At 61.1% G+C, this 19,845-nt stretch carries 19 protein-coding genes; all 19 read left to right on the top strand.

Features of this window, described 5'->3' with window-relative positions; genetic code table 11:
• Position 1: 1 nt before the first annotated feature.
• Complete coding sequence (lysA, locus tag ABIE18_RS09550) at positions 2–1,486, top strand: diaminopimelate decarboxylase (protein ID WP_499722465.1); 1,485 nt, start codon at positions 2–4, stop codon at positions 1,484–1,486.
• Positions 1,479–2,795, top strand: coding sequence for a homoserine dehydrogenase (locus tag ABIE18_RS09555; RefSeq protein ID WP_477515071.1), 1,317 nt, complete (start codon positions 1,479–1,481; stop codon positions 2,793–2,795). Before lysA ends, ABIE18_RS09555 begins: the two co-directional genes overlap by 8 nt.
• On the top strand, positions 2,796–3,899 hold the full coding sequence (gene thrC / locus ABIE18_RS09560; protein ID WP_431115644.1) for a threonine synthase: 1,104 nt from the start codon (positions 2,796–2,798) through the stop codon (positions 3,897–3,899). It begins immediately after the preceding gene.
• Positions 3,900–3,901: 2 nt separating this feature from the next.
• Entirely contained in the window at positions 3,902–4,876 is a 975-nt protein-coding gene (gene thrB, locus ABIE18_RS09565; protein ID WP_499722466.1) for a homoserine kinase, read from the top strand.
• A gap of 307 nt (positions 4,877–5,183) precedes the next feature.
• On the top strand, positions 5,184–7,352 hold the full coding sequence (rho, locus tag ABIE18_RS09570) for a transcription termination factor Rho (RefSeq protein ID WP_499722467.1): 2,169 nt from the start codon (positions 5,184–5,186) through the stop codon (positions 7,350–7,352).
• 247 nt (positions 7,353–7,599) lie between these two features.
• A complete protein-coding gene (prfA, locus tag ABIE18_RS09575) occupies positions 7,600–8,673 on the top strand; it encodes a peptide chain release factor 1 (protein ID WP_223933485.1) in 1,074 nt (357 codons plus the stop codon).
• Positions 8,674–8,718: 45 nt separating this feature from the next.
• Positions 8,719–9,591 carry a peptide chain release factor N(5)-glutamine methyltransferase gene (gene prmC / locus ABIE18_RS09580; protein ID WP_499722468.1) on the top strand — a complete coding sequence of 291 codons (873 nt, stop codon included), beginning with the start codon at positions 8,719–8,721 and terminating at the stop codon, positions 9,589–9,591.
• A 12-nt stretch (positions 9,592–9,603) separates the two neighbouring features.
• A complete protein-coding gene (locus ABIE18_RS09585) occupies positions 9,604–10,446 on the top strand; it encodes an L-threonylcarbamoyladenylate synthase (RefSeq protein WP_499722469.1) in 843 nt (280 codons plus the stop codon).
• Positions 10,443–11,228: a WecB/TagA/CpsF family glycosyltransferase gene (locus tag ABIE18_RS09590; RefSeq protein ID WP_499722470.1), complete on the top strand. Its 786-nt coding sequence runs from the start codon at positions 10,443–10,445 to the stop codon at positions 11,226–11,228. Before ABIE18_RS09585 ends, ABIE18_RS09590 begins: the two co-directional genes overlap by 4 nt.
• A complete protein-coding gene (locus ABIE18_RS09595; protein ID WP_499722471.1) occupies positions 11,229–12,185 on the top strand; it encodes a glycosyltransferase in 957 nt (318 codons plus the stop codon).
• 282 nt (positions 12,186–12,467) lie between these two features.
• Complete coding sequence (locus ABIE18_RS09600) at positions 12,468–13,586, top strand: MraY family glycosyltransferase (protein WP_499722472.1); 1,119 nt, start codon at positions 12,468–12,470, stop codon at positions 13,584–13,586.
• 113 nt (positions 13,587–13,699) lie between these two features.
• Positions 13,700–14,191 carry a Cg1360 family ATP-synthase-associated protein gene (locus ABIE18_RS09605; RefSeq protein ID WP_499722473.1) on the top strand — a complete coding sequence of 164 codons (492 nt, stop codon included), beginning with the start codon at positions 13,700–13,702 and terminating at the stop codon, positions 14,189–14,191.
• Positions 14,178–14,513 (top strand): hypothetical protein, encoded by a 336-nt coding sequence (locus ABIE18_RS09610; RefSeq protein ID WP_216923957.1) that lies wholly within the window; start codon positions 14,178–14,180, stop codon positions 14,511–14,513. Before ABIE18_RS09605 ends, ABIE18_RS09610 begins: the two co-directional genes overlap by 14 nt.
• Before the next feature lie 81 nt (positions 14,514–14,594).
• A complete protein-coding gene (atpB, locus tag ABIE18_RS09615) occupies positions 14,595–15,395 on the top strand; it encodes a F0F1 ATP synthase subunit A (protein WP_216923956.1) in 801 nt (266 codons plus the stop codon).
• A gap of 77 nt (positions 15,396–15,472) precedes the next feature.
• Positions 15,473–15,676, top strand: a complete 204-nt coding sequence (gene atpE / locus ABIE18_RS09620; protein ID WP_009356484.1) for an ATP synthase F0 subunit C — start codon at positions 15,473–15,475, stop codon at positions 15,674–15,676.
• A 56-nt stretch (positions 15,677–15,732) separates the two neighbouring features.
• Positions 15,733–16,290: a F0F1 ATP synthase subunit B gene (locus tag ABIE18_RS09625; RefSeq protein WP_216923955.1), complete on the top strand. Its 558-nt coding sequence runs from the start codon at positions 15,733–15,735 to the stop codon at positions 16,288–16,290.
• The gene (locus ABIE18_RS09630; RefSeq protein WP_431115633.1) at positions 16,290–17,117 is read left to right on the top strand and encodes a F0F1 ATP synthase subunit delta; all 828 of its coding nucleotides are present in this window, start codon (positions 16,290–16,292) and stop codon (positions 17,115–17,117) included. Before ABIE18_RS09625 ends, ABIE18_RS09630 begins: the two co-directional genes overlap by 1 nt.
• 85 nt (positions 17,118–17,202) lie before the next feature.
• A complete protein-coding gene (atpA, locus tag ABIE18_RS09635) occupies positions 17,203–18,840 on the top strand; it encodes a F0F1 ATP synthase subunit alpha (protein ID WP_442003985.1) in 1,638 nt (545 codons plus the stop codon).
• Between the two features lie 76 nt (positions 18,841–18,916).
• Positions 18,917–19,807, top strand: coding sequence for a F0F1 ATP synthase subunit gamma (locus ABIE18_RS09640; RefSeq protein ID WP_499722474.1), 891 nt, complete (start codon positions 18,917–18,919; stop codon positions 19,805–19,807).
• Positions 19,808–19,845 lie beyond the last annotated feature (38 nt).

Genomic DNA, 19,845 nt, shown 5'->3' on the forward strand with positions numbered 1-19,845 from the left:
CATGACCACAAACACCGCACCAAATTCACCCCAGGCCTCTCCGCTTGCCCCTGAATGGCTGGCCGTCCCCGAGGACCTTAACGTCCTTCAGGCACCGATGTGGGCAGCCGGCGTGGAGAAGAACGACGCCGGTGAGGTCACCATTGACGGGATTTCAGTCAGCGACCTCAAGGCGCAATTCGGCACTCCTCTCTTTGTGATGAGCGAATCTGACTTCCGCGCGCGTGCCCGTGCTTTCAAGGACGCCTTCGACGACGCTTTCGCCGACATCTGCGGGGGAGTGGATGTCTACTACGCGGGCAAGTCCTTTCTGTGCACATCAGTAGCACGGTGGGTGACCGAGGAAGGCCTTCGCCTGGACACCTGCTCCGGAGGTGAACTGGCTGTTGCCGCCCGCGCCGGAATCCCCGGGGCCAATCTGGGCCTGCACGGTAACAACAAGTCCGACGCCGAGATCAACCGGGCGCTGGATATGAGGGTGGGCCGCATCGTGGTGGACAGCCTCGATGAATTGGAACGGGTAGCCAAGATTGCGTCCAGCCGCGGCGAAACCGCCAAGGTCATGCTGCGCCTCACGCCAGGGGTGCATGCCCACACCCACGAATTCATCGCCACAGCGCACGAGGACCAGAAGTTTGGCCTCTCCATGGCTGAGGACTCCACCGAGGAAGCCGGCCTGTCTGCCGCTGAGGAAGCCGTTGCAGCCGCGACGTCGTACCCGAGCGTGGAACTCCTGGGGTTGCACTGTCACATCGGTTCCCAGATCTTCGAGGCGGACGGATTCGCGCTGGCTGCGGAAAAGCTCCTCGGCTTTCAGGCAGCGATGCAGGCCAAATACTCCGTCATCCTGCCGGAATTGGACCTCGGGGGCGGCTACGGTATCGCCTATACGCCAGTGGACACCCCCCGCCCTGCAGCGGAAATCGCGCAGGCGATGGCCGCCGTCGTGCGTTCAAAGTGCGCGGAACTCGGCATCGAAGCGCCCCGTGTTTCCATCGAACCCGGACGCGCGATCGTCGGGAGCACCACGTTCACTTTGTATGAGGTAGGCACGCTTAAAACTGTTCGCGTGGACGTTCCGGGCACCGAAACAGGTCCTGAGAACGTTACGTATCCGCGTCGGTATGTGTCGGTGGACGGAGGAATGAGCGACAACGCCCGTCCGGTGCTTTACGACGCGGATTATTCGGCGATTTTGGCTTCCCGTGACTCAGATGCAGCTCCGCAGCTGTCCCGCGTAGTGGGCAAACATTGCGAGAGCGGCGACATAGTTGTTAGAGATGTATATCTGCCCGCGGATGTGGCAGCCGGTGATTTGCTCGCAGTACCGGGTACCGGCGCCTATTGCTGGGCCCTCTCCAGCAACTACAACTACCTGGCCCGGCCTGGCGTTGTCGCTGTGCGCGACGGAGCCGCCAGGCTCATTGTCCGCGGGGAAACCGAAGAAGATCTCTTGAACCGCGACATGGGAGTGGCGAATGTCTGAAGTGCGAACCCTGAAGGTGGCCCTGCTGGGCTGTGGCAATGTAGGGGCCCAGGTCGCGCGCATTCTTATTGACGACGCCGAGGCTCTGGCCGCCCGCAGTGGTGCCCGCCTCGAGCTGTCCGGTATTGCCGTGCGCAACATCGACTCGCCGCGCGACGTCGAACTGCCCCGTGAACTCTTTACCACGGACGCCGAGACCCTCGTCAAGGACGCAGACCTCGTCATCGAGCTCATGGGCGGCATTGAACCCGCACGTACGCTCATCGTCACCGCCATCCAGAATGGCGCCTGCGTTGTCACCGGTAACAAGGCGCTGCTCGCGCAGGACGGCCCCACTCTCTACGAAGAGGCTGACAAGGCCGGCGTTCAGCTGTCCTACGAAGCCGCCGTTGCCGGTGCCATTCCCATTCTGCGCCCGATCCGCGACAGCCTCTCCGGCGATCGCATTACGAGGGTTCTCGGGATCGTGAACGGGACCACCAACTTCATCCTTGACCAGATGGACAGCACTGGCGCGCAGTTTGCAGACGCCCTTGCCGAAGCCCAGCGCCTCGGTTACGCCGAAGCTGACCCCACTGCCGACGTTGAGGGCCATGACGCAGCTGCCAAGGCTGCGATCCTGGCATCGTTGTCCTTCCATACAAGGTTCTCCCTGGACGACGTCTACTGCGAGGGGATCACCAAGGTCAGTGCCGCGGACATCGCTTCGGCCAAGGAAGCCGGCTTCGTCATCAAGCTTTTGGCCATCGCCGAGAAAATCGAAGCCTCAGAGAACGGCAGCGGAATCTCGGTGCGCGTGCACCCCACCCTCCTGCCACGCGAACACCCGCTGGCAGCAGTCCGCGGTGCGTTCAACGCGGTCTTCATCGAAGCCGAAAACGCTGGTGAACTGATGTTCTATGGCCAGGGGGCCGGGGGGACTCCCACTGCCTCTGCTGTGTTGGGTGACCTTGTCTCCGCTGCCAGGCGCTTGGTCCTCGGCGGTCCCGGCCGCACGGAAACAACTACCGGGCATGTTCCGGCACTTTCCATTGATGCCTCCAACACCAGCTATTACATCGGTCTGGATGTAGCAGACCAAGCAGGTGTGCTGGCTCGCATCGCCCATATTTTTGCGGAGAACGGCGTATCCATCGAGATCATGCGTCAAACGATCCACCGCGACTCCGCCTCGAATGTTGAGTCGGCTGAGCTGAAAATCGTGACGCACCGTGCATCCGAAGCTGCACTCGCAGCAACCGTCGAGGCCATCAAGGGCCTGGACGTCATCAATTCTGTGACATCCGTACTGCGGGTAGAAGGGGTCTAAGTGGCTCACCAATGGCGCGGAGTAATCCGCGAATACGCTGATCGTTTGCCTGTAACGGAAGCCACCAAGGTCATCACCCTCGGCGAGGGCGGCACCCCGCTCGTCCACGCACAGAAGCTTTCCGAGCTGACCGGCTCGCAGGTGTACCTGAAGGTCGAGGGCATGAACCCCACGGGTTCCTTCAAGGACCGCGGCATGACCATGGCTATGACGGCGGCCGTCGAAGCCGGCGCCAAAGCTGTTGTATGTGCTTCCACCGGAAACACCTCGGCCTCGGCCGCGGCATACGCAACGGCCGCAGGCCTCAAGTGCGCTGTGCTGGTCCCCGAAGGCAAGATCTCCATGGGCAAGCTCAGCCAGGCGATTGCGCACGGCGCCACGCTGCTGCAGGTGGACGGCAACTTCGACAACTGCCTGGACATCGCCCGCAAGCTTGGGGAGTCCTACCCGGTCTTCCTGGTGAACTCGGTCAACCCTGCCCGTATCCAGGGCCAGAAGACGGGTGCCTTCGAAGTTGTGGACTCCCTGGGCGATGCCCCGGATATCCATGTTCTGCCTGTCGGCAACGCCGGTAACATCACTGCCTACTGGAAGGGATACAAGGAGTACTCCGCTCCCTTCGAGACCGCCAACGGCACGCTGCCGGCCGTCTCCACCAAGACACCCATCATGTGGGGTTTCCAGGCTGCGGGTGCAGCGCCGTTCGTTGCAGGGCACCCGATCACTGAACCGGACACTATCGCCACTGCCATCCGCATCGGCAACCCGGCATCATGGGACACGGCGATCGCTGCCCGCGACGAATCCGGTGGCCTGATTGAAGCTGTCACGGATGAGGAAATCCTGGACGCCCACCGTTGGCTCTCTTCCAAGGAAGGCGTCTTTGTCGAGCCCGGCTCTGCTGCCGGCGTGGCAGGCCTGATCAAGAAGCACGCTGCTGGTGAGGTTCCGTCCGGCAAGACCATCGTCATCACCGTTACCGGCCACGGACTGAAGGACCCCCAGTGGGCCCTCCGCACGGAGGACGGCAGCGATGTGCAGCCGGTCAAGGTCTCCAATGACGTCGTCACCGTTGCCGCGGAACTGGGACTGGAAGAAAAATAAGAGTGGAACAAACGCAGCCCACCGCGACCGATCGTCAACTCGTCGCGGCAGGCCAGCGGCTGACCGTCAAGGTCCCCGGTACGAGCGCCAACCTGGGTCCCGGCTACGACAGCCTCGGCTTGGCCCTATCCATTTATGACACCTTGACGGTGGAAACGCTCACCACCGGAGAGCTCGAATTCGAGCTCTCCGGTGAGGGCGCCGATACCCTTCCGCGCGACTCCAGCCACTTGGTGGTGCGTGCGATCGACCTTGCCTTGGAACGTTTGGGTTTCCGGCACTCCGGCCTAAGGATCACGGCTGACAACGTTAATCCGCATGGACGCGGGCTGGGTTCTTCAGCCTCCGCAGTTGTAGCGGCCGTTACTGCCGCCAATTCCTTGGTTCCAAAAGAGGCGCAGCAGGATCTCGACTGGATCCTGCAGCTGACCAGCGAAATGGAAGGCCACCCGGACAACGTCGCCCCCGCCATTTTCGGCGGACTGGCGCTGTCATGGCAGGACAGCGAGCAGTACAGCAGTACGCGTGCTGAAGTAGCCCGATCCGTGGTTCCCGTGGTGGCGGTTCCAGATTATGAACTCTCCACCGAAACCGCCCGCGGACTTTTGCCCGCGTCTGTGGGTCACCATGCTGCTGCGATGAACTCCGGACGTGCAGCGTTGCTTATCCACGCGTTGACAAAGCAGCCGGAATTCCTGCTGCCCGGTACCGAAGACTACCTGCACCAGAGCTACCGGGCCGAAGCGATGCGGCCCAGCGCGGACCTTATTGCGGCGCTGCGGACGGCCGGTCACGCTGCCGTGGTTTCCGGTGCCGGTCCCACTGTCATGGTCCTGGCCAACGGGCCCGGCGAAGCAGCAACCGTTGCCGAATTCATCGAGGCGTTTACTGCCGCCAACACACCCAACGTCGGTTGGCGTGTGATGACGCTGGCTGTGGACGTTGAAGGTGCTAGAGTGGAAGTGCACCGGCGGTAAAGCCGCGGGCAGTTCCCTGATTTTGGATCTTGGCGGTTTCGCTGTTCCTTTCGTCAACTGTGCCAACGTCTGGCGGTGCCGTCTCCTTCCGGCCTGTCTCAGGTGCCGCAGAACTCTCTCTGTTCCCTGAATATTCAGTCGGCTGTCCGGGCAACTGGGTTCAGTGAAGACGATCAGTATCCGGCCCTGTTGGCCACAATCCATCAGGCACGGCCGAAATCACCGGCTGCAGATCTGAACTGCAGCCCAGAACAAATCATCGCGTCCAGCTCTCGCTCTGGACGCCGTCGAGGGGGAAGGATCCTTCGTGACAGAAACCACTGAGCTGGCTTCAGCTGTGGACACAACAACTTCTGCTGCTGAGTCGTCAACAGCAGCAACCACCAAGAGCAGCGGCCTTGCAGGCCTTAAGCTCGCCCAGCTCCAGGCTCTTGCCAGCCAGCTGGGGATTTCCGGTGGGTCCCGTATGCGTAAGGGGGACTTGGTAACAGCCATTTCCGCCCATCGTGCCGGGACTTCTACCGCCAAGGCCCCGGCCAAGGCATCGACGAAGGCTGCCACCGCGCCCAAGGCAGCGCCGGCTCCCGAGGTCAAGGTTGCGGAGAAGAGCGCTCCTGCCGCTGACGTGAGCACGGAAGCGCCGGCCCAGGAAGCCCCTCGTGGACGTGGACGTGGCCGTAGCCGCCGCGCCACCAGCGACGGCGTAGTTGCCGCGGCAGAGGCCGCTGCACCTGCTGAAGCGCCGGCTGCGCCGGTTGCAGAGCCCGAGGCGGCGCCGGAAGCCAGCGAAGCCGTCACCGAGCGTCGCCAGCCCCGCACCCGTAACCGTCGCCGCAGCGAGACTGCTGCAGCTCCGGAGGAAACCGCAGAAGCCCCGGCCGCTGAGCAGCGTCCCGAGCGCAGTGACCAGCGCAGTGACCAGCGTGAACAGCGCGGCGAACGGACCGAGCAGCGTGAACAGCGTGCCGAGCGCACTGAACAGCGTGCCGAGCGGACCGAGCAGCGTGAACAACGTGCCGAGCGGACCGAGCAGCGTGAACAGCGCGAACAGGCCGACTCCGGCGATCAGTCGCGTGAACGTCGTGACTCCCGCGGCCGCCGCGAGGACAACAACGACCTCGAAGATACGGGCAATCGTCGCAACCGCAGGAACCGCCGTGATCGCAACGATCAGAACGAGCGCAGCGACCGTCGTGGCGGTCAGGACAGCCGGGACGGCAACACCCGCAGCGACCGCTTCCGCGACCGCAACGAACGCCGCCGTGGCCGCGCGCAGGGGCCGGATGTTGACGACATCGAGGTTACCGAAGACGACGTCCTGCTCCCCGTAGCGGGCATCCTGGACGTCCTGGAGAACTACGCATTCATCCGGACTTCCGGCTACCTCCCCGGCGCGAACGACGTCTACGTTTCGCTGGCACAGGTCAAGAAGTACAACCTCCGCAAGGGCGACGCCGTCGTTGGCGCCATCCGTGCGCCACGCGAAGGTGAAGACCGCAACCAGCAGTCTTCGCGCCAGAAGTTCAATGCCCTCGTTCGTGTTACTTCGGTCAACGGCAAGACTCCTGAAGAGCTCAAGGACCGCGTCGAGTTCGCCAAACTCGTACCGCTGTACCCGTCCGAGCGCCTGCGCCTGGAAACAGACCCCAAGAAGATCGGTCCGCGTGTCATCGACCTCGTGGCTCCGATCGGCAAGGGCCAGCGTGGCCTGATCGTCTCCCCGCCCAAGGCCGGAAAGACGCTCATCCTGCAGTCCATTGCGAACGCGATCACCACCAACAATCCTGAGGTCCACCTCATGATGGTGTTGGTTGACGAACGTCCCGAAGAAGTCACGGACATGCAGCGCACCGTCAAGGGTGAGGTCATTGCCTCCACCTTCGACCGCCCCGCAGACGACCACACCACGGTTGCTGAGCTCTCCATCGAACGCGCGAAGCGCCTCGTTGAAATGGGCATGGACGTGGTGGTCCTCCTGGACTCCATGACCCGCCTGGGCCGCGCCTACAACCTGGCAGCACCGGCCTCCGGCCGCATCCTGTCCGGTGGTGTCGACTCCGCAGCGCTCTACCCGCCGAAGCGCTTCTTCGGTGCCGCCCGCAACATCGAAAACGGTGGCTCGCTCACCATCCTGGCAACGGCTCTCGTCGAGACCGGCTCCAAGATGGACGAGGTTATCTTCGAGGAGTTCAAGGGCACCGGCAACATGGAGCTCCGCCTGTCCCGCCAGCTGGCAGACAAGCGCATCTTCCCGGCCGTGGACGTCAACGCGTCCGGCACACGCCGCGAAGAGAACCTGCTCTCGCCGGAAGAAGTCAAGATCATGTGGAAGCTGCGCCGGGTCCTTTCAGGCCTTGAGCAGCAGCAGAGCCTTGAGCTGCTGACCAACAAGATCCGGGAGACGCAAAGCAACGTCGAGTTCCTCATGCAGGTTCAGAAGACGACGCTTGGAGCGAAGTCGGACAACGACAAATAGCGTTACGTGGGGTGGGGCCGTCGAGTAATTTTGCCGGCCCCGCCCCTTCGCGTTGCTGCTGACATACTGCGTAAGTCAGCAGCAACGCTGCGACAGGCCCGATGCCACTCCCGGGCCGGCAAAATTACCCGACGGCGGACTCGTCACCTTTGCGTCCGGCCGTCACCTCCCCGGGGCGGGAATTCGTGCGGCCTACGGAATCGTTGGCGCAAATTAGACTTGGATACGAGTCGAAAGAGGTTTGAAAATGTTTGAGTCCGTACAGGGATTGCTTGATGAGCATGCTGCTATCCAGGCGCAGTTGAGTGATCCTGCCGTTTATGCCGATCAGTCTGCTGCCCGGAAATTGGGGCGGCGTTCTGCCCAGCTCCAGGGCATTGTGGAGGCGTATAACAAATGGCGCGGACTCAATGATGATTTGGAAGCTGCCAAAGAGATGGCTGACGAGGACCCCGAATTCGCTGCAGAAGTTGTGCAGCTGGAGGAGCAGATTCCCGCGGCACAGGAGCGGCTGCGCCGTCTGCTGATCCCTCGTGATCCGGACGATGCCCGCAACGTGATCCTTGAAGTCAAGGGCGGCGAAGGCGGCGACGAAGCTGCGTTGTTCGCTGGCGACCTTCTGCGGATGTACATGCGGTACGCCGAGTCGCGGGGCTGGAAGACTGAGATGATCTCCGCTACCGAATCCGATCTTGGTGGATACAAGGACGTTGCCGTGGCCATCAAGGGCAACTCGAACGACCCCGCGGAGGGCGTCTTTGCGCGCTTGAAGTTCGAAGGCGGTGTGCACCGGGTGCAGCGCGTTCCGGTTACAGAGTCGCAGGGCCGTATCCACACATCCGCGGCCGGTGTCCTGGTGCTTCCCGAAGTGGATGAACCCGAAGAACTTGAAATCAACCAGAACGACCTCAAGATCGACGTCTACCGTTCCTCCGGTCCCGGTGGCCAGTCCGTAAACACCACTGACTCCGCAGTTCGCATCACCCACTTGCCTACGGGCATCGTGGTGGCCATGCAGAACGAAAAGTCGCAGCTGCAGAACCGCGAAGCCGGTATGCGCGTGCTCCGTGCCCGGCTCCTGGCCCACCAGCAGGAACAGATCGACGCCGCCAACTCCGAACAGCGCAAGTCGCAGATCCGTACGATGGACCGCTCGGAGCGCATCCGCACCTACAACTTCCCGGAAAACCGCATTGCGGACCACCGCACCGGGTATAAGGCCTACAACCTCGACGCCGTGATGAATGGTGATCTGGAACCCGTCATCCAGTCGGCGATTGAAGCGGACGAGCAGTCGCGCCTGGACGCCCTGGGCGAATAGCAGAGCACCACAAGCCTGCCGATTTCCAGCTGTCAGGGTAAAGATATGACGTTTTTCACAGGCCAGAGCCTCGCGGACGCCGTTCGCGAGGCCACTGCCGTTTTGTCCGACGCCGGAGTCCCCACCCCGCGCGTCGATGCCGAACTTCTTGCGGAGCACCTGCTGGGCGTGGGGCTGGGCCGGTTGCGGGCAATGCTCCTGGGTGATTCCCCTGCCCCCGAAGGCTACGCCGAACTGGTGGCTGAGCGTGCCGGACGCGTACCGCTTCAGCACATCACCGGCGTCGCATATTTCCGCCATCTTGAGTTGCAGGTGGGGCCGGGTGTGTTCATTCCCCGACCCGAAACGGAATCCGTTGTCCAGCTTGTCATCGACCACGTGGCCGGCGTGTCCCACCCTAAGATCGTGGACCTCGGAACCGGTTCGGGAGCCATTGCCGGTTCAATCGCGCACGAGGTTCCAGGAGCTGAAGTCCATGCCGTGGAATTCAGCACTTTTGCCCATGCCTGGGCCAGAAGGAACCTTGAACCGCTGGGTGTCTCGCTGATTCAGGGCGATCTTAGGGATGCCTTGCCTGAACACAACGGCTCCTTTGACGTCGTGGTGTCCAATCCTCCGTACATCCCTGCCGAAGCCATCCCGAACGAGCCCGAAGTTGCGCTGCATGATCCGCCCGAAGCACTGTACGGTGGGGGAGCGGATGGGATGGAACTCCCGACGGCGGCAGCAGCCAGTGCGGGCCGTCTCCTGAAACCTGGCGGCTACTTCGTGATGGAACACGCAGAAGTCCAGGCGGATTGGATCAGCGGCATGTTGCGTCGAGCGGGACGTTGGCAGGACATCACCACGCACTTTGACCTCAATGGCAAGGAACGTGCCACGAGCGCGGTGCTGGCAAACAAGGCTCTTGATGAGTGAAAGAATAGCGCTGTGACCACAACCTACAATTGCACTTCCGATGACCAGCGGGCTGAAGGACTTCAACACGCGCAGCGTGCCATCAGCGAAAAGAAGTGCATCGTGCTGCCGACGGACACCGTGTACGGCATTGCAGCTGACGCCTTTTCCCCCTTGGCCGTGACAATGTTGTTGGCTTCGAAGGGCCGTAGCCGGCAAATGCCCCCACCGGTCCTGATTCCGCGCATCAACGCCCTGGACGGACTCGCGAGCGATGTATCCGCCGACGCCAGGGCCTTGGCACAGGCGTTCTGGCCCGGTGGCCTGACGCTCATCCTTCACGCCCAGCCGTCTTTGGATTGGGACCTGGGTGATACCAAGGGCACTGTGGCCCTGCGGATGCCTGACGACGAACTCGCACTGGAACTTCTGGGCCTTACCGGGCCGCTGGCTGTGTCATCGGCCAACCGCACGGGGCAGGAAGCAGCGCAGACTGCTTCAGAGGCGCGGCTCCAGCTGGCAGATTCCGTGGAGGTTTACCTGGAAGGCGGCTTCCGGCCCGTCAAGGGTACTGCTGCATTGCCTTCTACCATCGTGGATGCGACTTCCGAACCCTTCCGGGTGGTACGTCAGGGCGCCATCTCCCTGGAACGCCTGCGTGAGGTTGTTCCTTCCATCCTCGGTGTTGACGAGCCTGTACCTTCCGTTGCTCCGGCAGCAGAAACCGAAGCAGCAGCGCAGGAAGAACCTGTCTCCGAGGCCGCCGTGGCGCAAGACGCACCCATCGAAGTAACGCAAGCACCCGCCGTCGAGGATCCGGCGCCTGCTGTATCAGCATCGGCACCCGACGCCCCACGTGAAGCCAAACCCGAATGATTCCGGACCGCCAGCGCGTCCCCGTCCTTGACGTCGACGCGACTCCGCTGCGCGTCAATGAATTGATCGATGCCCTGGACGGACTCATCTCCACCGGAACCACCCGTACTGTGCTCGGCCACAATCTTCACAGCATTACGCTGTTCCACTCGTGTGCAGATTTCCGTTCACTTTACGATCAAAGCTCGATCGTCCTCCTTGACGGCGCTCCAGTAGCCATGCTTTGGGGATTGGCCCACAAACGGCAACTGAAGCCCTTGGGACAAGGCCCCATGGCGTACCGGCTTGGATCCATGGACTGGATCCCGGCTCTTGGGGGAGTGAAGGGGCTGGAACGGGTGGCCGTGATCGGTGCCGGACGGGCTGCAAATACGCAAGCGGTGGCCCAACTGCGCACGATTATTCCGGACGCGAGGGTAGATGGCATGCCCGGCGAAGGATGGGACGAGGCGCTGGAAATGGCTGTCGTGGAGTGGTTGGACCGCTTCCGTCCTCAACTGGTGCTGCTGGGCCTTGGCATGCCGCTGCAGGAGACGGTCCTGCATCGACGACTCACTCAGTTTCCGCCCGCTGTGTATTGTGCCGTTGGCGGTGCCATTGAACAGGTGGCCGGTGTCCAGAAGCTTGCGCCACGGTGGCTCGGGCGCCTTGGGCTCGAATGGGCATGGCGCCTGGTTCTCCATCCGGGCCGCGTTGCCTACAGAGTTTTTGTTGAACCGTGGAAGTTGGCGGGCCTGCTGATTCGGCGCCACTTCCAGCCATCCCAGACCAAAGGCAAGTAAATGACGTCCAAACCCGTTGTGGTCGCCGTTGTGGTGACCTTTAACCGGCGTGAACTCCTTGAGACCACCCTGGCCGGCATTACCGCCGGCACCGAGGTGCCGGACGCCGTCGTCGTCGTGGACAATGCCTCCACGGACGAAACCGCCGAATTCCTCAGGACCTACCGTGGCCCTGTTCCTACGGATGTTGTTACGCTCAATGCCAACGTGGGCGGTGCCGGGGGATTTGTTGTGGGTATGGAGCGTGCAGTCCTGGACCACGGTGCTGACCACGTCTGGATCATGGACGACGACACCGAGCCACAGCCGGGCGCACTTCGCGAGGCACTGGATGTATCCGAGGCCTATCAACAGGAAGCGGGGGAAGCTCCGGCGTTCATCGCCAGCCGGGTGGTGTGGACGGATGGGCGCGACCACCCAATGAATCGCATGCGTCCACGCATTGGAGCCAGCGAAGCGGCGCGGAGCATGGCTACCCGGCTCGGGGCGGTTCAGATCCGCAGCGCATCGTTCGTTTCTGTTCTGATCCGCGCAGACGAGATCCGGCGTCACGGACTGCCCATCGCGGATTACTTCATCTGGAACGACGACCTCGAATACACGGCAAGGGTTTCGCGCCGCGGAATTGCGTTGGCTACCAACGCGTCGGTAGCCAACCACCACACGAAAGTATTCGGAGATGCAGGCGCGGACCCCGGCCCTCGTTTCTATTACGAAGTTCGTAACAAGCTCTGGGTTTACACCAGGTCCAACGCCCTGACCCCTTGGGAAAAGGTCCTCTTTACCGGGGCTTCGCTGCGCAATTGGACCAAGACCATTGCTGCGTCGTCAAACCGCAAAGTTCTGCTTGATGGCTTGTTCAAGGGCTTGCGCCACAGTTTGAAGGCGCCCCGGTCCAACGCCGAAGTGCTCAAGGGGATCTACGCCCTGCGCAACGTCCAGGAGCCGGCCAAGTAAAAGCCTGCCGCTTGACTACAGCGCATCAGCTGTAGCTTTGCGGCTGCGTCACGCCGGTGGTCACGACCGTTGGCATTAGTATCGTGACTAGAGTCCACAGAAATCCCAGCATCATTTGGCACAGCCGGTGCAGGCATGGCGACGGAGTAGTTCCATTTATCGACAGACAGAAATCCACACCTTGACCTGCCCAGAACTACACGGCTTTTCAGCGATGCACCGGCTGCATACGTTGGTCCGTGTACCTCTTTCCGGCATTGGGCTGCCTTCCGGAGCCGCGTCATGATTATGTACCTGCTGATGGCGCTCACGGCTGCACTGGTGTCCTATGCCGCAACGTGGGGAGCCCGCGTACTCGGGAACAAATTACGGCTTTACCGTCCCATCCGCAGCAGGGACATGCACTCCGCACTCATCTCAAAACTGGGCGGGCTTGGCATCTTTGCAGGCTTTTTTGTTGCGCTTGTGGTGGCAAGCAACTCGTTCTTCGTCAAGGACATTTTCAGGCATAACGATGCTCCGTGGGGCATATTGGCCGGAGCAGTAGTGATCGTCGCAGTGGGGGTCGCGGACGATATCCTCGACATCCGCTGGTGGATCAAGCTCCTGGGGCAGGCAGCAGCGGCTTTCATCGTCGCGATTTGGGGCGTGCGGATGTCTGTGGTTCCGTTCATCCCCGAACCGATCCTGATTCAATCCGAGCTCGTCCAGATTGTCCTGACAGCCGGGCTGATTGTTACCACCATGAACGCAGTCAACTTCATTGATGGCTTGGATGGACTGGCCGCAGGTGTAGCCACCATAGGCGGCGGCGCCTTCTTCCTCACGGCGTACTGGGTGCACCGAAACAACCCATCCACTGACAATTCAGACCTTGCGACACTCCTGATGGCGATCCTGGTGGGTGGCTGCATCGGCTTCCTGCCGCATAACTGGTTTCCAGCCAAGATCTTCATGGGGGACTCCGGTGCCATGCTCATCGGACTCCTCATGGCCTCAGCCGGCGTAGTGGCCACGGGGCAAATCGGATCCGGGCTCTACGACCGCGCCAACGGCATTCCGACGATCATCCCGATCCTCCTGCCGTTCGCCGTCCTGTCCCTTCCGCTCCTGGATTTCGGGATGGCTGTGGTTCGCAGGACCGCGCGGGGACAGTCTCCTTGGTCCGCAGACCGTGGGCACCTCCACCACAAACTGGTGGACCTCGGCTACTCGCACCGCACCGCCGTCGTGATGCTTTATGTCTGGACGTGCATCCTGGCGTTTGGAGGTGTGGCGTTCGCCGTCTTCCCTTGGCAGATTGTGTTGATCGTGGTGGTTGTAGCTGCTCTCGTCATGGCCGCTGTTACCGCATGGCCGTACTTCACGCGGAATACCGCGGGACCGGGGGAGCGCTCATGACTTCCGGTTATGGTCACAGTTCTATCTCATGTAGAATTCTTTCTGCGGACAGTCACTCGCCCGTAACCCCACTTTGAGAACATGGCACCTGTGCCACGAGGATTGGTATCCCCATGACATCCAACGCCGATTCCGGACGCCCGTCCGGTAAACGTGTTGTTGGAGTTTCCGGGGAGACATCCAACCTGTGGCTCCGCTTGCTGCTCTTGAGTTCCGCTGCTGCTCTGGCCGGATTGATCGTGACGAGTATCGTCGCAGCGTTCATGAATGGTGGCCAGGGCGCGCTTTCAGCAGCATTCGGGGCCGCGCTGGTCATGCTCTTCTTTGCGATCAGCCTTCTGATCGGTCATTTTGTTGGCCGCAATAATCCTTCCGGCGCTGTCGGCCTCTTCGTGGCGACGTACTTCGTAAAAGTCGTCGGATTTGCCGTGGTCCTCTTTGTTATCGGAACTCCCGCCTGGTTGCACGGCCGATGGTTCATCATCGGTGCAGTTGTGGCCGTCGTCCTTTGGCAGGCTGCAGAGATCTACGGTTTCAGCAAAGCCCGCCTGCAGATCTACAACGATCCTGCGGATGAGAAGGGCGGTACGGATGTCGCTGCGTAAGCGTAATTCCCAGCTGTCGAGCCACACTCCATCCCAAGGCGCAGCCAACGATTCTGCCGACGCCGGAAACGACGGTGGATACAACGCCGGCATCGCCGTCTTCAGCTACATCGTTGGCGGGATCATTGTCTGGAGTTTGATAGGCTGGGGTCTGGATAATCTGTGGGGGACCCGCTGGATTGTGCTCCTTGGCGCTCTGCTGGGAGCCGCAGGAGGGTTCTATCTTTCCCATATGCACGGCCTCACCAGGCAAAGCTCTTCTTCTGGCGAGAGCAACGCAGACAGCGGTCCGTCCACGGACGGGGACAGTAATGCCAAATAATTTCACACGGAATATGGATGCGTCGAGCGCGTCCGGCTTCCAACCAATGCCCAATGATGGACACAGCAGAGAGGAAACGCGTTGATCGCGCTTGCGCTCCCCGCCCAGGATTCGGGGTCATTCACCCCACCCGGAATCGACGAAATGCACCTGCCGGCAATCCTGCCTTGGGGTGCGCACGATGGCTTCTCCAAGCAGATGCTGCTGGTGATCCTTTCGGTCGTCATTATCGCTACATTCTTCATCCTCGCTGCACGTAAGCAGCAGCTGGTTCCCGGCAAGCTGCAGTTCGCAGGCGAAATGGCCTACGGCTTCGTCCGCAACAGCATCGCCAAGGACATCATCGGCGGCAAGGACTTCATCAAGTACGTCCCGCTGTTGTTCAGCTTGTTCTTCTTCATCCTGGTGAACAACATCTACGGCGCTATCCCCGTGATCCAGCTCCCGAGCTTCTCCCACGTTGGCGGCGCGTATGTGCTGGCCGGCATCGTGTACTTCACCTGGATCATCATCGGAATCAAGAAGAACGGGCTGAAGTATTTCAAGCTCGCAACCGTTCCCTCCGGTGTGCCCTGGTACATCCTGCCGATCGTTGTTCCGATCGAAATCATCTCCAACTTCCTGGTCCGCCCCGTTACGCACAGCCTCCGTCTGTTTGCGACCATGCTGGCCGGCCACCTGATCGTCATGCTCGCCGGTTCCGGGATTGAGTTCCTGATCATGCAGGAGAACGTCCTTTTGAAGGGCACCTCGGTTCTCGTCCTTGTCGGCGCTATTGCCATGTACATGCTCGAGGCCCTGATCATGGCTCTGCAGGCTTACGTGTTCACCTTGCTGACCGCGATCTACATTGAAGGCGCCCTGCACGCCGACAGCCACTAGGCTCAAAAACTTCCCCTTGAGGGGATTGAAGTAAACCAAACAACCTGCCACATGGGTGGCATCTTGAAAGGAAAAAAATGGAAGGCAATCTCAACCTCGTAGGTTACGGTCTGTCCGCAATCGGCGGTGGTATCGGTGTGGGTCTCGTATTCGCGGCTTACATCAACGGTGTTGCTCGTCAGCCGGAAGCTCAGCGCGTGCTGCAGCCGATCGCATTCCTTGGTCTGGCACTGACCGAAGCTCTTGCCATCCTCGGCCTCGTCTTCGCTTTCGTTCTCTAGTCTTCGACTTTCGAACAAAGCGAATTCCGCAACCGAGTAGATAGGACGGGTGAAATATGAATCAGCTGATCATCTCAGCCGCCACTGAAGGCGAAGAGGCCACTAACCCTCTCGTTCCCAATGTTTGGGAAATGGGCGTCGTCCTCGTCGGCTTTGCTGTCCTCCTGTACATCGTGGTCAAGTTCATTGTCCCGATGTTCGAGAAGACCTTCGCAGAGCGCGCCGAAGCGATTGAAGGTGGCATCGCAAAGGCAGAAAAGGCACAGGCCGAAGCTTCTGCAGCTCTTGAAGAGTACAAGCAGCAGCTCACCGATGCCCGCGCCGAAGCCAACCGGATCCGCGAAGAAGCACGCGCTGAAGGCGCCCAGATCCTCGCGGACCTCAAGGCCAAGGCTGCTGCCGAGTCTGCCCGCATCACCGAGCAGGCACACGCTGCCATTGAGTCCGAGCGTCAGGCAGCTGTTGTCTCGCTTCGCTCAGAGGTTGGCACTTTGGCTACCACGTTGGCTGGCCGCATCGTTGGTGAAGCACTCACTGATGATGAGCGTGCCGCACGCGTTGTGGACCGCTTCCTGGCAGATCTGGAGACCCAGAACGCAGGTGCAGCTAAGTAATGGCAGGTATATCGAGCGAATCGCTGACCACGGCGCTGGCGCAATTGGAAGCAAAGCTTCCTTTTGCCTCGCTGCAGTTGGCAAAGGACCTCTTCGGAATCCTGGGAACGGTGGACAGCTCGGCTGGCTTGCGCCGCGCCCTGACTGACCCGTCCCGTAGTGGAGACGAGAAGTCGGCGCTGGTCAAGCAGCTGGTTAGCGGAAAAGTCTCCGCTGATGCTGCTGAAATCGCAGGCGGACTGGCTAGCTTACGCTGGGCATCTGCACGCGATATCGGCGATGCACTCGAGACTCTTGCCGCCACGGTTGTCATTGCCGTAGCTGAAAACAAGTCGGCCGTTTCTGCCTCTGGTATTACGGGGCTGGAAGAGCTGGAAAACGATCTGTTTGCTTTCAACCAGGCCGTCGCTTCCAGCCACGAAGTACAACGTGCTCTGTCTGAGCCGCAGGCATCCGGCGCGGCCAAGGTTGTCCTGGCCGAGAAACTTGTTCCTGGCATCAGCGAGGAAGCAAAGGTTCTCATTGGCCAGGCCGTAACTCAGCCGCGCGGTGTCAAGCCGAGCAAGCTCGTCGAGTCCTTCGCCAAGCTTGCAGCCAAGCGTCAGCAGCGCTGGATTGCTACTGTCAGCGTTACCCGTCCGTTGACGGAAACGCAGGCCAGCCGTCTGCAGGCCGGGCTGAATGCCCTGTACGGCCGCGAGCTGAAGGTCAACGTCAATGTTGACCCCCGCCTGATTGGTGGAATCCGGGTGCAGGTGGGCGATGAAGTGCTTGACGCTTCTGTTATCGGCCGCCTGACCGACCTCCGCCGTCAGCTCGCTGTCTAGCGAAGACAAAGCACAACTTAACTGATATAAAACCCGGTCATCGTGAGCAACGATGATCACGAAAACAGGAGAGCAGGGACTGCAGATGGCCGAATTGACCATCAACGCCGACGACGTCCGTAATGCGTTGAACGAGTTCGCGGCGTCCTACGAACCCGGAAACGCAGAGCGCGTAGAGGTTGGTCGTGTGACCACCGCAAGTGACGGCATCGCCCGTGTTGAGGGTCTTCCCTCGGTCATGGCGAACGAGCTGCTTCGCTTCGAAGATGGCACGCTGGGCCTCGCCCAGAACCTTGACGTCCGCGAGATCGGTGTCATTATCCTCGGTGACTTCACCGGTATCGAAGAGGGCCAGGAAGTTCACCGCACCGGTGAGATCCTGTCCGTTCCGGTTGGCGATGCCTTCCTCGGTCGCGTAGTCGACCCGCTGGGCCAGCCGATCGACGACCTCGGCGAGATCAAGGCTGAGACCACCCGCGCACTGGAACTCCAGGCGCCGGGCGTCACCGAGCGCAAGTCGGTTCACGAACCGATGCAGACCGGCCTCAAGGCTATTGACGCCATGATTCCGATCGGCCGTGGCCAGCGTCAGCTGATCATTGGTGACCGCCAGACCGGCAAGACCGCAATCGCTGTGGACACCATCATCAACCAGAAGGCCAACTGGGCTTCGGGCGATGTCACCAAGCAGGTTCGTTGCGTTTACGTTGGTGTTGGCCAGAAGGCTTCCACCATTGCCGCAGTGCGCCAGACCCTCGAGGACCATGGCGCGCTGGAGTACACCACCATCGTGGCTTCCCCGGCCTCGGACCCCGCCGGCTTCAAGTACCTGGCACCGTACGCAGGCTCGGCCATCGGCCAGCACTGGATGTACGGTGGCAAGCACGTTCTGGTGATCTTCGATGACCTTTCCAAGCAGGCCGAAGCGTACCGCGCGGTTTCCCTGCTGCTGCGTCGTCCGCCGGGACGCGAAGCTTACCCGGGCGACGTCTTCTACTTGCACTCCCGTCTGCTGGAGCGTTGTGCAAAGCTCTCCGACGAGCTCGGCGCAGGCTCGATGACCGGTCTTCCGATTGTCGAAACCAAGGCCAACGACGTTTCCGCCTACATCCCCACCAACGTGATCTCCATTACTGATGGCCAGATCTTCCTTCAGTCCGACCTCTTCAACGCCAACCAGCGCCCTGCTGTTGACGTTGGTGTGTCGGTCTCCCGCGTCGGTGGCGCTGCCCAGGTCAAGTCCATGAAGAAGGTCTCCGGTACCTTGAAGCTGGACCTCGCGCAGTACCGTGACATGCAGGCATTCGCCATGTTCGCTTCGGACCTGGATGCTGCTTCCCGCCAGCAGCTGACCCGTGGTGCACGTCTGATGGAACTGCTCAAGCAGGGCCAGTACTCACCGTTCCCGGTTGAGGACCAGGTTGTCTCCATCTGGGCTGGTACCAACGGTTACCTGGACGATGTTCCGGTTGAAGACATCAGCCGCTTCGAGTCCGAGTTCCTGGAACACCTGAAGCACAAGTCCTCCATCCTGACCACGCTGGCTCAGACCAACGTCCTGGATGACGACACCGCTGCAGCCCTGAAGGAAGCCATCGTTTCCTTCAAGAAGGGCTTCTTCGGCGAGGGCGACAACCACCTGGTTGGCGCCGGACACGAAGAGCACGCACCGATCTCCGGTGGCGACGTCGACCAGGAAAAGATCGTCAAGCAGAAGCGCTAGTTTCGATGACCTGCTCTGCCGGGGTCCGCAAGGGCCCCGGCAGGGCAGTACGTCGGGAACTTAGGAAAGGATAAGTATGGGAGCCCAGATTCGGGTCTACCGTCAGAAGATCAGCTCGACGACGTCGATGCGCAAGATCTTCAAGGCGATGGAACTGATCGCTACCTCGCGCATCGGTAAGGCCCGCGCCCGCGTAGCAGCTTCACTGCCTTACGCGAACGCGATTACCCGTGCCGTTTCTGCTGTCGCAACTCAGAGCGAAATCGACCACCCGCTGACCACCGAGCCGGAGCAGATCCGCCGTGCCGCAGTCCTGATCATTACTTCGGACCGTGGCCTTGCTGGATCTTACTCTGCGAGTGTGCTCAAGCAGGCTGAAGGTCTCACCGAGCTTCTTCATGCAGAAGGCAAGGAAGTCAAGGCGTACCTGGTGGGCCGCAAGGCGCAGGCGTACTTCGATTTCCGCAACCGTGACTACGCCCGCGTATGGACTGGCGGCACGGATGCACCGGAATTCGAAACCGCGCAGGAAGTCGGAGCTGCACTTCTCGAAGACTTCGCCAATGACTTCGAAGAGGGTGGCGTGGACGAAATCCACGTCGTCTACACCCGCTTCAAGTCCATGGTGACCCAGGAGCCGACGGTTATCCGTTTGCTTCCCTTGGAGGTCGTCGAAGAGGAAGCAGCCTCGGAGTCAGAACTGCTGCCGTTGTACGAGTTTGAACCGGAAACCGAGCAGGTCCTTGACGCCCTGCTTCCGCGTTACATCGAGTCCCGCATCTTCGCAGCCATGCTGCAGGCTGCAGCTTCCGAGCTCGCTGCCCGCCAGCGTGCCATGAAGTCGGCCGGTGACAACGCTACGGACCTGATCAAGAAGTACACGCGCCTTCGCAACACGGCCCGTCAGGCCGAGATTACGCAGGAGCTTTCCGAGATCGTGGCCGGCGCCGACGCCCTGGCGTCCTAGCCGGTACGGATTCGGCTCGAAGCCGCACCTGCACCAAA

It is taken from the genome of Arthrobacter sp. 2762 (assembly GCF_040548745.1).
Taxonomy (GTDB): Bacteria; Actinomycetota; Actinomycetes; order Actinomycetales; family Micrococcaceae; genus Arthrobacter.